Source organism: Negativicutes bacterium (assembly GCA_021372785.1).
Taxonomy (GTDB): Bacteria; Bacillota; JAAYKD01; order JAAYKD01; family JAAYKD01; genus JAJFTT01.
In genome coordinates this window covers 1-13,216 of the sequence record JAJFTT010000051.1, presented here as the reverse complement: position 1 = coordinate 13,216, position 13,216 = coordinate 1, and the positions used below count along the sequence as shown (strand labels likewise).

Below are 13,216 nucleotides of genomic sequence, written 5' to 3'. Positions count from 1 at the left end.
GGAAGGTAGAGGTGAGCTGAATGGAATTGGATGAACGCAAGAAGCGTATACTGCAGGCAATTGTTCGTGACTATATCCTGACAGCGGAACCTGTAGGTTCCCGTACGATTGCCAGACGATACATCTTTAATGTCAGCGCCGCAACCATCCGCAATGAAATGGCGGATTTGGAAGAGATGGGCTTTTTGCAGCAGCCGCATACTTCCGCAGGAAGAATCCCTTCGGAGAACGGTTATCGCTTTTATGTCGATCATTTGCTGGACGAGGTGGCGGTTTCTCCCGAGGAAATTAAAGCCATTCGCCAAAGTTATCAACAACAGGTTCAGGTTCTGGAGAATGTCATTCAGCAGTCGGCACATTTACTGGCATCTCTGACCGATTATATGGCGATTGCTTCCGGACCGCAGCCGCAGTCCAGCCGGTTGAATAAACTGCAAATGATCGAAATTCAATCCGGCCAGGCATTGGCCGTGGTGGTCGCAGAGAATGGCCTGGTGGCCAATCGCATGATCGGCCTGCCCCCGAATATCGATCAGAATGACCTGGACAATATCACGAACTATATCAATCAGAAGTTTCACAATGTAACTTGGAATCAAATGCTGGAAGCTGGGATCAGTCAGGTGCGGGTTGATGTCAGTCAGAAAATCAGTCAATTTGACCAGGTCCTCGATTTGGTTCAACAGGTTTTGCTGGGTGAACATCAGAGTGATTTATATCTGGGTGGAGCTGCCAGGATGTTGGGACAGCCGGAATTTCAGGATATCAAACAGGTGCGCAGTATACTTCAACTGCTGGATCATCGCGAGTATATGAAGCATATGCTGGGGAATTTGCAGCAAACCGATCAGGTTCAGGTCACCATCGGTTCGGAAAATCAAATACAGGAAGTAGAAAACTGCAGTTTAGTCACTGCGGTCTATAAATGGAACGGTCAGCCGATGGGATGGGTCGGCGTCTTGGGACCGACTCGCATGGATTATGCCAGAGCGGTAGCCGCTGTGCGGGAAGTCAGTAAATTATTATCGGAAGTATTTAACAAAGGTTGAGAGAGGTTTGCGGCTAGGGTAACCATAACACCAGACTGGGAAGACGGAGAAAAATTATCCCATGCCGCCGGCGTTACCATTTTAGAGAAAACGGATATGTGACACACCCTGCCGCCTGCTGATTGATCAATATGGCAAAAGCGCGTCAGGAGGAAATCGGCGATGGTACAACAAATGCTGCGATGATTGCCGGCGCTTTGATCAGCCTGGATTCCGAACAATTGTTCAAGAGAGTCTTCATCAACCGAATGATCGGCGGAGCACGTTTTGGCGTCAGGCAGCGATTCCCTCTAGCAAACAATACAGCTGTCCGTTGGAAAATAGGGAGCAACAGATTTTAAAAAATATTGTCCCGGCAGCCAGAGAGAGTATGAAACTGCGGAGCAACCTGGAAAAGGATGCCGGCAGATGGCTTGGACAGCCCGGTTAAAGTACTGAAACGTCTCATGGCACAATCTGTAGAAAATGCCGGCACAGCAGCAAGGATTGATATCATAATGCAGCAAAAAAATAATCGGTTCAGAAAGGAATGGAAGAAAATGTTTTACAGTACGGAGGAAGAAAAGAAAACAGAAGCCATCATAAATCCTGAAGAAAGCCAAGCGGAAATTACGCCTGAAGAAAGCCAAACGGAAATTACGCCAGAAGAAAATCAAGCGGAAACTACGCCAGAGAAGGCTGAGGAAGTGACAGAAGAAACAGACACATCAGCAAAAGCTGAGCAGGAAACAATCGTACTGACAGCGCAAGCAATGCAGCAGCTGTTGACCAATACGGAAAAAGTCAAAGAATTGGAGGCTTATAACCTGAGACTGCAGGCCGATTTTGACAATTACCGCCGCCGCAGCCAAAAAGAGCGGGAGGATTTGAGTCAATACGCCTCGGTAAAGGTAGTAAGCGCTCTCTTACCGATTTTGGATGATTTTGAGCGTGCCTTGGCGGCACCGTTACCGGAAGGCGAACATTGTGATAGTTTGAAAACCGGCGTGCAGATGATTCACCGTCAATTGCTGGAGGTGCTGGCCAAAGAAGGGTTGCAGGAAATTGAATCCCTCGGTCAATTGTTTGATCCCTATGTGCATGAAGCCGTGATGCAGTGTGAAGCAACGGAAGGGATAGCAGAGAATACGGTCACTATGGTATTGCGGAAAGGCTATAAAATGAAAGAGAAAGTAATCCGCGCCGCAATGGTGCAGGTTGCCCATAAATAAGTATCTCTTTAGGAAAAAATAAAGAAACGAAATGGAGTGTTTTGAACATGAGTAGAATTATCGGTATCGATTTGGGAACCACCAATTCTGTTGTGGCAGTCATGGAAGGCGGGCAGCCCACTGTCATCCCCAATGCGGAAGGCAGCCGCCTGACGCCTTCTGTCGTCGCTTTCAAAGGCGATGAACGTCTGGTTGGTCAAATTGCCAAACGGCAGGCTATTACCAATGCGGACCATACGATCAGTTCCATCAAACGTGAGATGGGCAGCAATTTCAAGGTAAATATCGACGGCAAGATTTATAGCCCGCAGGAAATCTCCGCTATGATTCTGCGTAAATTAAAAGAGGACGCCGAAGCTTACTTGGGTGAAAAAGTAGACAAAGCGGTGATTACCGTTCCCGCCTATTTTAACGACTCCCAACGCCAGGCTACCAAAGACGCCGGCGCGATTGCCGGTTTGGAAGTCATGCGGATTATCAACGAACCAACCGCGGCGGCTCTCGCTTACGGTCTGGATAAGGAAAACGATCAAACCATCATGGTCTTCGATTTAGGCGGCGGCACCTTTGATGTTTCCATTCTGGAGATCAGCGAAGGTTTGGTTGAAGTCAAAGCGACCAATGGCAACACCCGTCTGGGCGGCGACGACTTTGATCAACGTATAGTGGAATGGATGGTTGCTGAATTCAAAAAAACCAGCGGCATTGATCTGTCCAAAGATCGTTCTGCTTTGCAGCGTTTAAAAGAAGCGGCTGAAAAAGCCAAAATTGAATTGTCCGGTATTGTATCGGCGAATATCAACCTGCCTTTCATTACAGCCGATGCGACTGGTCCGAAACATTTGGATTTGACGCTGACCCGGGCTAAATTTGATGCCCTGACCGAAGATTTAGTCGAAAAAACCATGGGACCGACCCGTCAGGCGATGAAAGATGCCGGATTATCCAACAGCGATATTGACAAAGTGATTTTGGTTGGCGGTTCGACCCGTACCCCCGCAGTGCAGGAAGCCGTTCGCAAAGCCTTAGGCAAAGAACCCTTTAAAGGCGTAAATCCCGATGAGGCAGTCGCCGAAGGTGCGGCTATCCAGGCCGGCGTCTTGGCCGGCGAAGTCAAAGGGATGGTATTGCTGGATGTGACTCCGCTTTCGTTGGGCTTAGAAACGCTGGGTGGTGTCTTTACTCGCTTGATTGACCGTAATACCACGATCCCAACCTCCAAGACTCAGATTTTTTCGACGGCTGCCGATGGCCAAACCTCTGTGGAAATCCATATTCTGCAAGGAGAACGTGAAATGGCTGCCGGTAATACCACACTGGGGCGTTTCATGCTGGACGGTATTTTAGCCGCGCCCCGCGGTGTACCCAAGATTGAAGTGACCTTTGATATTGATGCCAACGGCATTGTCAATGTCAAAGCCAAAGACCAGGGGACCGGCAAAGAACAGCATATTACAATTACCGCTACCACGAATCTTTCCAAGGATCAGATCGATAAGATGATCAAAGAAGCAGAATTGCATGCCAACGAAGATAAAGCGCGCAAGGAAGAAATTGAAATTCGCAATCAAGCCGACAATCAGGTTTATCAAACCGAAAAAACCTTGAAAGACTTGGGTGATAAGGTTTCTGCTGCCGAAAAAGCCGAAGCGGAAACAGCTGTTCAAAAGGTGAAAGACGCGTTGAAGGGCAGTGATGCAGAAGCAATTAAGAAAGCTTCCGAGGAACTGACCGAACATCTCTATAAACTTTCTTCCAAAGTCTACGAGCAACAGCAGGCTTCTCAGGCAGCCGGCGGACAGGCACCGAATCAGAATAGTACCGATACGGATGAAAATGTAGTGGATGCCGAGTATGTTGTGGATGAAGATGATCCGAAGAACCCGAAGCACTAAGTGAATCAATGACGTGCAGCCCTGCAATGAGAGGCTGATCTCTTCTTGCAGGGCTACTTAAAGGGTGTGAGGTTATGGCAAAACGAGATTATTATGAGCTGCTGGGCATTGATAAAAGTGCTGATGAGGCGGCAATTAAAAAAGCCTATCGCAAACTGGCTCGGGAGCTGCACCCGGATGCCAATCCTGATGATCCCAATACGGCGGAAAAATTTAAAGAAGTTAAAGAAGCCTATGATGTGCTTTCCGATAGTCAGAAACGCGCGCTTTACGATCAATACGGTCATGCGGCCTTTGATCAGGAACAAAATATGGGCGGCGCTCCCGGCGGCGGGTTTAGCGGCAGTGGCTTCGGTGATATCAGTGATATTTTCGATACGTTTTTCTCCGGTGGTATGGGTGGACGCGGCAGCGCTCAGCGTAACGGTCCTGTCAAGGGCAATGACTTGCGCATCAATCTGACCATTTCTTTTGAAGAAAGTTATTTTGGCGTGGAAAAAGAAGTTCAGGTGCAGCGGGAAGAAAATTGTCCCACCTGCGGCGGCAGCGGTGCCAAGCCGGGTTCTCAGGTTGAAACCTGTCCTGTCTGCAAAGGCAGCGGACAAGTGCAAACGGTACAGAGGACGATGCTGGGCAATATGATGAGCGTCAGGACCTGCAGCCATTGCGGCGGCACCGGCAAAGTGATCAAGGAACCTTGCATCAATTGTAAGGGCAGCGGGAAAGCCCGCCGTCGCCGTCCTGTTAAAGTGAAAGTACCGGCCGGGATTGAAAACGGCAGACGGCTGCGCTTGAATGGAGAAGGTGAACCGGGCGAAAAAGGCGGACCCAACGGTGATTTGTATGTCGTGATCACCGTAACGCCGCACAAATACTTCTCCCGTAAAGGCGACGATCTGATCAGTGAAGCTACGATCAGCTTTGCCCAAGCAGTACTGGGCGGCGAGATCAAAACACCGACTTTGGAAGGGATGGCTACTCTGAAGATACCGGAAGGGACAGAGCCGAATACCTTCTTCCGTTTACGCGACAAAGGTTTCCCCTCTCTCACCGGGTATGGCAGAGGCGACATGCAGGTGCAGATTAAGGTGGACATCCCTCGTAAGCTGAACGATAAGCAAAAAGAAGCTTTGTATCAATTTGCCCAGGCGATGGGGGACGAAGCGGTTTTATCTGCCGGGAAAAGCTTTTTCGATAAGATGAAGGATAAATTCAAAGGCAATTAAATAGAAAGGGGCTGTTGCATAGCGATGGTTCAAAATCACAAAACGGGATTTTGAAGCATCGTCTGACAACAGCCTTTTTTAGTTTTGTACGAGCAAAGGAGAGAGCGTAGATGGAATGGATTGAAATAGCAGTTTCGGTCAATCGTGAAGCCGTGGAAGCCGCCGCAGCCATCCTGATGGAAGCGGGCGCAGCCGGAGTGGCCATTGACGATCCGCGCGCCTTGTTGGAATGCAGTCTGCAGCCGGGCAGCTGGGATTATGTGGAATTGCCGGAGAATTCAGACCCGAATGGAGAAGTCATTGTGAAAGCCTGGCTGCGGCAAAGTGACTGGGTGGCGGAAACGGTGATTCAAATTCAACGAGCTATCCGGCGTTTGCCGGAATATGGGCTCGAGGCAGGTTCTTGTCAGGTCAAAAGCGAAATCGTATTGGATAATGACTGGGCGACCGCCTGGAAAGCTTATTATAAGCCATTGCGGATCGGTAAACGGCTGCTGATCCGTCCGGTTTGGCAAGCAGTTGAGCCAACACCGGGTGAATTGGAGATCGCTTTGGATCCGGGTTTAGCCTTTGGCACCGGCACCCATCCGACCACGCGGCTTTGTCTGCAGCTACTGGAAGATTATCTGCAGCCCGGCTGTTCTTTTCTCGATGTCGGCTGTGGATCCGGTATCCTGACCATCGCCGCCGCTTTGCTGGGAGCCGGTAGTTTAATTGCGGTGGATTTGGACGAACAGGCAGTGACCAGTACCAAAGATAATCTCAAGCTCAATCAGCTGTCTGAAAAAGTCACGCTGATTCACGGCAATCTGACCGATCAGGTCAAACAGCCGGTTGACCTGATCACAGCCAATCTTGTGGCGAATGCAATCATTGCTATGCTGCCTGATCTGCAGCGCGTGCTGTTGCCGGGAGGCATTTTATTGGCCAGCGGTATTATAACCGGCCGTCAGGAAGATGTCGCTGCCGCCATCCAGGCAGCGCAGCTGACGCTCCTGGAAATCAGACAGGAAGGGGAATGGGTTGCCATGGCAGTCCGCAAAGCGCGATGACACGTTTTTTTATTACCGATGCACAAATCAGGGGGAGCCAGGTTTTCCTCGGGGCGGAAGATGCCCATCACATGGCAAAAGTGCTGCGCTTGCAAGTTGGAGATGAAATTCTTTGTCCCAACGGGCAGGGAAGGCTTTATCGCGTTGTTCTGCAAAAACTGGAGGCAGCCCGGGCTGTCGGTGAAATCGTGGCGGTGACGGAGGAAAACAGCGAAGCACAGCTGCAGATTACCCTGGCGCAATGTTTGCCCAAAGGAGAACGCTGGGATTTTATTCTGCAGAAATGCACCGAGCTGGGAGTCGGCAGTTTCCAGCCTCTGATCAGTGAGCGCACGGTGGTACAGATCAAAAGTGCTGAGCGGGAGAAGAAACGGGAACGCTGGCAAAAAATTGTGCGGGAAGCGGCGGAACAATCGCAGCGCGGTAAATGCCCGGCTGTATTGGAAGCGATACCTTACGAACGTTTTCTGCAGCAGCTTGCGTCTTATGACAGCGTGTTATTGGCCTGGGAAAAAGAAGCGGCGAACAGTCTGCTGCCGGTACTGCAGACGATAGCCCAGCCTCAGAACATGGCTCTGATCATTGGACCGGAAGGCGGCCTGACAGCGCAGGAAGCCGCGGCAGCCGTTCGGGCCGGAGCAATCCCGGTTTCCTTCGGACCGCGCATCCTGCGGGCGGAAACGGCAGCCATGGCTTTTTGCACCATGGTCTTGTATCATTATCACGAAATGGAGAGTTTTTAAATGAAGCGCGCAGCTGTTTATTCCTTAGGTTGTAAAGTCAATCAATATGAAAGTGAAAGCATTGCCGGCCAGTTGAAAAGCGCCGGTTATGCAGTGGTAGCCTGGGAAGAGGAAGCGGACTTATATCTGGTACATACCTGCGCGGTCACGCAGCAGGCCGTAGCGAAATCGCGTCAGCAGATCCACCAGGCACATCGCCGCAACGAACAAGCGCAAATTGTAGTGATGGGCTGCTACGCGCAACTGGAACCGGAAACGATTGCCGCGATGCCCGGTGTGAAGTTTGTCGTTGGCACGGCTGACCGTCTCAGTTTGTTGCAGCAGCTAAAACAGGAGGCAGAGCAAGCTGCCAATGCCAGTGTGCAGTCATTCGTGCGGCCATTCCGACAGACAGAATCCTTTGAAGAATTGCCCGGCAGCGACCAAGCCGATTACAGCCGGCCGATGATCAAGATTCAGGAAGGCTGCAATAATTACTGCAGTTATTGCATCATCCCCTATTTACGGGGACCGGAGCGCAGCCGGACGCTGCAGCATGTGCTGCAGGAGGCGACTGCTCTGGCGGCGCAGGGCTATAAGGAAGTGGTTCTGACCGGCATCAACCTCTCTTCCTGGGGCCGTGATTTTACGCCAAAAAGCAATCTGACCCAATTATTGCAAACCTTAGCCGAGCTGGAAGGCCTGCGTCGTCTGCGCCTTTCTTCTATAGAGCCATTGGATGTCAGCGAGGAATTCCTTGATTTTGTGGCAGCCGAAACGAAATTCTGCCGACATCTGCACATTCCGCTGCAGAGCGGCAGTGACGGCGTGCTGCAGCGCATGAATCGTCATTACGATACCGCTTACTATCGTCAGCTGGTCGGCCGCTTACGCAAACGATTACCTGACCTTGCTCTGACCACGGATCTGATCGTCGGCTTTCCCGGAGAAACAGAAAGCGAGGTCGCTGAAACCTTGGCTTTTTGTCAGGAAATGCAGTTCAGCCGTATGCATGTTTTTCGTTATTCGGCACGCAAAGGCACACCTGCCGCCAAAAGTCCGGACCAGATCCCAAAAGAGATCCAGGAGGCGCGCAGCAAACAAATGCGCGACTTAGCTGAAAAAATGGCTGCCGCATATGCCAAAAGCTTTATCGGCAAAGACTTGCAGGTACTGCTGGAAGAAAATAGCAACCGCAATGGGTTTGCGGAAGGCTACAGTGGCGAATATTTACGTGTGCAGACTGCCTTCGAAGGCAAACCCGGCAAAGGCGGTGAATTGGTGACGGTACGCATCACCGGTCTGCGGCAGGGTGGCTTGACAGGGGTGGTCATCCGAAAATAGAATAAAATTCTACTTCCGGTCAGATAGATAGCACTACAGAAGGCAGGCAGGAGAATAGGAACGATCATCTTTATATTTTATAGACAACCAATGATATCAATACGGCGCAGCTTCCGGTTTTTGTCGATGTGATCAACAGTAAATTAAAAGGTTTTTGGAATGAAGTTACCGTGATTATTTGAGTGTTTCGGCAAAACTTGCGCAGAAGATCAATTCATTCAGGATAAAATGGCTTTGACGAGACAAAGCGGCGTGAAGCTGTCTGCCTGCATCGCCGGGACTGCTCAATTTGCTGTCGTTGAGCAGCTGCAGGCGCCGAATCCGGAAGTAATTTCGTGAGGAAAATCTTTAACAGACTTGCTGAAAAACAAAGCGTCTATTCTGACGATTTGAGCGTAGCCAGGACGGGTTTTATCTGCGGTAATTATTGACCTGCTCCGCAGAAAAACTTGACAATACTAGTAAAAAGTGATTAGATAAAAAAATAGAGAAATTTGACGGGAGGCAATTACTATGCAGCATGATTTTACAACTTTGGTCAATCGTCATGCCCAGGATTCATCCAAATGGGCAGGGATGAAGGCAAAGAATCCCAGTGTTCCGGAGACGATTGTGCCGTTGTCTGTTGCCGATATGGAACTGAAGAATGCACCTGAGATCGTGCAAGGCTTACAGGACTATATCGGTGAGACAATTTTAGGCTACACGGCTACCAGCGAGACCTATTACCAGGCATTGATCGACTGGATGCAACGCCGTCACGATTGGAAAGTCGAAAAAGATTGGATTCTTTTCAGCGCCGGTGTGGTTAGCGGCGTGGGAGCAGCAGTTCAAGCTTATACGAAACCCGGCGACGGTGTCATCGTGCAGCAACCGGTTTATTACCCGTTCAAAATGCAGGTTGAGCTGAACAACCGCATCTTGGTCAACAACCCTTTAAGGCTCGTAGGTAACCGCTACGAGATGGACTATGCCGATCTAGAAGCGAAGGCCAAAGATCCGGCCAATACGGCCATTATTCTTTGCAGCCCGCATAATCCGGTGGGACGCGTCTGGAGCAAAGAGGAATTGACCAAAGTAGCCCGCATTTGTATTGATCACAATGTCATGATTATTTCGGACGAAATCCACTTTGATTTGATCAAACCGGGCAGGAAACATACTGTTTTTGCTACGATCAGCGAAGAAGCTGCCCAGCATTGCATCGTCCTGACTGCTCCTTCCAAGACATTTAACCTGGCCGGTCTGCAGACTTCCAACGTGATTATCCCCAACAAGGAATTGCGCGAACAGTATGCCAAATATACCTCCCGCGGCATCAATATGCTGGGCAAAAAAGCCTGCGAACTGGCTTACTCGCGAGCGGAGGGCTGGCTGGACGAATGTATTGCTTTGATATTCCACAATGCCGCGGTAGTGGAACAGTTCTTTGCCGCTAAAATGCCGATGATCAAAGTCACTCCACTGGAAGGCACCTACTTAATGTGGCTCGATTTCAAGGCATTCGGTTTGGATAATCAGGCGCTGGAAGATTTTATGGTACATGATGCCCTCTGGTTTACGGATGAAGGTTATATTTTCGGTGATGATGGCAGCGGTTTTGAACGCATCAACATAGCCTGCCCAACTTTTGTGATCGAAGAAGCTTTGCAGCGTCTCTACGAGGCTGCCAAAGCAAAAAAACTGATCTAGAAACTATAAAAAACAGCTTCTATTCTGCCAAAAATCGGCAGAATAGAAGCTGTTTTTCATTGAGACAGACAGCAACTGGCTTAGGCTTTAGCAAATGACGCAAGGCAGATTTCCCTCACTTGCAATTCGCAGAGCGAACCCTTATAATGTAAGAAAAGGGAAATATTGCATGGGAAAGGGGTGTCAATACGATGAATATCAGTATTTTTGATGTATTGGGACCGGTTATGATCGGACCTTCCAGCTCACATACCGCGGGTGCGGCCAGGCTTGCTTTCGTCGCGCGCCAGATTGTTGATGCGCCTTTTACAAAAGTTGATTTTTATCTGCATGGCTCGTTTGCCAAAACATACAAAGGGCATGGTACCGATCTGGCTTTGGTCGCCGGTGTGCTGGGTTTGCGGGAAGATGACGAGCGCTTGTCTGCTTCCTTCGAATTGGCCAAAGAACAGGGGATTTCATATACTTTTCAGACGATTGAATTGGAAAATGCGCACGAAAATACAGTCAAGATGATCTTTCATTTAAGCAAAGGCGGCGAAAGCAGCATCATTGGTTCCTCTTTGGGTGGAGCTCGGATTATTATTACCGAAGTGGATGGTTTTGCCATAGAATATACGGCCACTTCTCCCGCTATTTTGATCACCCAGCAGGACAGCAAGGGGATTGTCAGCAGCGTTACTGCGGTACTGGCGCATTTCAACATCAACATCGGTGTCATGAAACTGAACCGCAGCGCCAAAGGTGGTATCGCTTCCTGTATGATTGAGACGGATAGCTTTATTCCTCCCGAAGTCAATGCGATTCTATGCAATTATCCGCAAATCTACCGGGTGCGGATCATCAATTGCAGATAGGAGAATGAATATGTATAACAATGCCGCGGAATTATGGTTGGAAGCGAAAGAGAGCCAAGTGCCTCTTTCGGAAATTATCCTGGAAAATGAGATGAAACTGACCGATTGCAGCAAAGCGGAAGTGATGCAGCACCTGGAAAAGACGTATGAGATTATGCAGATATCTGCCGCCAAAGCCTTGCAAAAGCCACTTTTCACCGTAGGGTCGCTGATTACAGGCATCGCCAAGACCCAGTATGAATATGCGCAAACAAGCGATACGCTTTGCGGCAGTTTTCTCAATTTGCTGATGGCCAGGGCGCTTTCCTGTTCGGAAACCAATGCCGCCATGGGGCGAATTTGTGCGGCACCAACCGCGGGCTCCTGTGGTATCATTCCGGCAGTTTTGATTACGGTAGCAGAAAGCAGAAAAAGCAACAAAGAAGCTGTGCTCAACGCACTCTTGGTTTCTGCCGGTTTGGGCGCCGTGATCATGCGCAATGCCACAGTGGCCGGAGCGGAAGGCGGCTGCCAGGTAGAATGCGGTACGGCGGCTGCCATGGCTGCCGCCGCTGCCGTTGATCTGGCCGGTGGCACAGCGGAAGCGGCTTTGCATGCGGCTGCATTTGCCCTGATGAATATCATGGGCTTGATTTGTGATCCGGTCGCCGGATTGGTGCAGGTACCGTGCGCGCAGCGCAATGCATCTCAGGCGGTCAATGCCCTGTTAAGCGCCGATTTTGCCTTGGCAGGTCAGCGCAGCATCATCCCGCTCGATGAGGTGATTGACGCCATGTTCAGAACCGGTAAAATGCTGCCGATGCAATTAAGAGAAACAGCCATGGGTGGCATCGCCGCGACGCAAACCGGCAGGAAGATCAACAATGAAATATTCCGCAAAATGGAAGAGGACGAATAACGCTCATTTTTTAAAACTCTCTGAAACGATTAAGGCTCTCTCGGATGGACGATGGTTCATTGCGGGAGAGTTTTTATTTTGATGCATAATTAATTTTTTATTCAATGACGCTGATTTCTCGAATATACCAATAGGAATGGCAGCTTGCTGCTTCCGTATTCAGGTCGTGATAATAAGCGATTTTGTCTTTATCGCTGAGCATTCTCCAATTGGCTGCATAACGCGCTTTTTTCTTTTGGATGGCAGTTTCTTCTTTGATATACTTTTGATACTCCGGATGGGATTCTGCTTTTTGTTTGGAAAGAAAGTAGCCAAATGAGCGCTCATCGTTACTGGGATAGTCAGCAAGACCTTCGATTACCTTGCACAGATGGTAAATTACCATGTCAGATACACCTCTTTCTTCAAATTGAGTTACTGCAGAGACGACTTTTTACAGACCCTTGAAAATGATACAGAACCATCATGACAGCTTCAGACATTTTTAATGAAACAGGATACATTCAGGCATTAAGATAAGTGTGAACAAAATTGCTTTATTGATAAGACGGAAGTTTTACAGAGAAATTTCCTGTATCACAGAAAATTACAACATAATACATTTTCTCCTTGCAACGGTATCAAACCAAATAGGCTTTTCTGAATCTACAAAGCACTCTTCACAAATAAAGCAAAATATTGGATAATCTACTGAATAATATGCACATTTCACACTGCCGGATTCCTTCTATTTGATGAAGAGAAACAGCGAACGAGAGAAAGGTAGAGAAGCTACGCGGATAAAATAGCTGCTTTATTCTATAAAAGGGATTTAAGTCCAGCAAAAAGAATAGAACAGAAAATAACCGAAATGCAGGTGATGGTTTTGTTACAAACCAGCCACAGTAAATTGCTGGACCAAATTGTTCAGACATATAGCAACTATATCTTCGGTGTCGCTTACACCCTGAGTCAAAATAGGGAAATCGCTTTGGAAACGGCGCAGGATGTCTTTTTGATTTTAGCAAAGAAACCCGAAATAACCAAAGCGTTGGTTCAAAAAGAGAGCCAAAAGCAAAAAGCCTATTTGGCCATGATGACTCATAATGCTTTCATGGATCTGATTTCCAGGCAAGCCAAGCAAGAACGAATTTTGGAAAAAGCAGCGAATAATCTGCGGGCAGAGTCTTTCAGCGATATGGATGCCTCCATCGATACCATGCTTTTACAGGAAGCAGTGGAGCGATTGGAAGAACAGGATCTGGAAGCGGTCGATTATATTATGCTGCGG

The 13,216-nt window shown here is 48.9% G+C and carries 12 protein-coding genes; 11 read left to right on the top strand and 1 reads right to left on the bottom strand.

Translation table 11 applies throughout. The features are described from left to right. Positions 1–20 precede the first annotated feature (20 nt). From hrcA to sdaAA, 10 genes are all read left to right on the top strand, one after another. Positions 21–1,049 (top strand): heat-inducible transcriptional repressor HrcA, encoded by a 1,029-nt coding sequence (gene hrcA / locus LLG09_06935; GenBank protein MCE5196847.1) that lies wholly within the window; start codon positions 21–23, stop codon positions 1,047–1,049. Between the two features lie 539 nt (positions 1,050–1,588). After that, complete coding sequence (gene grpE, locus LLG09_06930; GenBank protein MCE5196846.1) at positions 1,589–2,260, top strand: nucleotide exchange factor GrpE; 672 nt, start codon at positions 1,589–1,591, stop codon at positions 2,258–2,260. A gap of 47 nt (positions 2,261–2,307) precedes the next feature. Beyond that, positions 2,308–4,155 carry a molecular chaperone DnaK gene (gene dnaK / locus LLG09_06925; GenBank protein MCE5196845.1) on the top strand — a complete coding sequence of 616 codons (1,848 nt, stop codon included), beginning with the start codon at positions 2,308–2,310 and terminating at the stop codon, positions 4,153–4,155. A gap of 74 nt (positions 4,156–4,229) precedes the next feature. Further along, positions 4,230–5,381: a molecular chaperone DnaJ gene (dnaJ, locus tag LLG09_06920; GenBank protein ID MCE5196844.1), complete on the top strand. Its 1,152-nt coding sequence runs from the start codon at positions 4,230–4,232 to the stop codon at positions 5,379–5,381. 110 nt (positions 5,382–5,491) lie between these two features. Continuing rightward, positions 5,492–6,433, top strand: a complete 942-nt coding sequence (gene prmA / locus LLG09_06915) for a 50S ribosomal protein L11 methyltransferase (protein MCE5196843.1) — start codon at positions 5,492–5,494, stop codon at positions 6,431–6,433. Then, on the top strand, positions 6,400–7,176 hold the full coding sequence (locus LLG09_06910; GenBank protein ID MCE5196842.1) for a 16S rRNA (uracil(1498)-N(3))-methyltransferase: 777 nt from the start codon (positions 6,400–6,402) through the stop codon (positions 7,174–7,176). The genes prmA and LLG09_06910 overlap by 34 nt, the downstream gene beginning before the upstream one ends. Next, the gene (gene mtaB / locus LLG09_06905) at positions 7,177–8,499 is read left to right on the top strand and encodes a tRNA (N(6)-L-threonylcarbamoyladenosine(37)-C(2))-methylthiotransferase MtaB (protein MCE5196841.1); all 1,323 of its coding nucleotides are present in this window, start codon (positions 7,177–7,179) and stop codon (positions 8,497–8,499) included. It abuts the gene before it with no gap. A 513-nt stretch (positions 8,500–9,012) separates the two neighbouring features. Continuing rightward, complete coding sequence (locus tag LLG09_06900; protein ID MCE5196840.1) at positions 9,013–10,191, top strand: PatB family C-S lyase; 1,179 nt, start codon at positions 9,013–9,015, stop codon at positions 10,189–10,191. Between the two features lie 191 nt (positions 10,192–10,382). Next, entirely contained in the window at positions 10,383–11,048 is a 666-nt protein-coding gene (gene sdaAB, locus LLG09_06895; GenBank protein ID MCE5196839.1) for an L-serine ammonia-lyase, iron-sulfur-dependent subunit beta, read from the top strand. A 10-nt stretch (positions 11,049–11,058) separates the two neighbouring features. Next, positions 11,059–11,946 (top strand): L-serine ammonia-lyase, iron-sulfur-dependent, subunit alpha, encoded by an 888-nt coding sequence (gene sdaAA / locus LLG09_06890; GenBank protein ID MCE5196838.1) that lies wholly within the window; start codon positions 11,059–11,061, stop codon positions 11,944–11,946. Positions 11,947–12,043: 97 nt separating this feature from the next. Here the strand turns inward: sdaAA and LLG09_06885 are convergent, their stop codons facing one another. Then, complete coding sequence (locus LLG09_06885) at positions 12,044–12,331, bottom strand: hypothetical protein (GenBank protein MCE5196837.1); 288 nt, start codon at positions 12,329–12,331, stop codon at positions 12,044–12,046. Between the two features lie 465 nt (positions 12,332–12,796). Here LLG09_06885 and LLG09_06880 point away from each other — a divergent pair. After that, a partial coding sequence (locus LLG09_06880) for a hypothetical protein (protein MCE5196836.1) occupies positions 12,797–13,216 on the top strand: 420 nt, incomplete at its 3' end.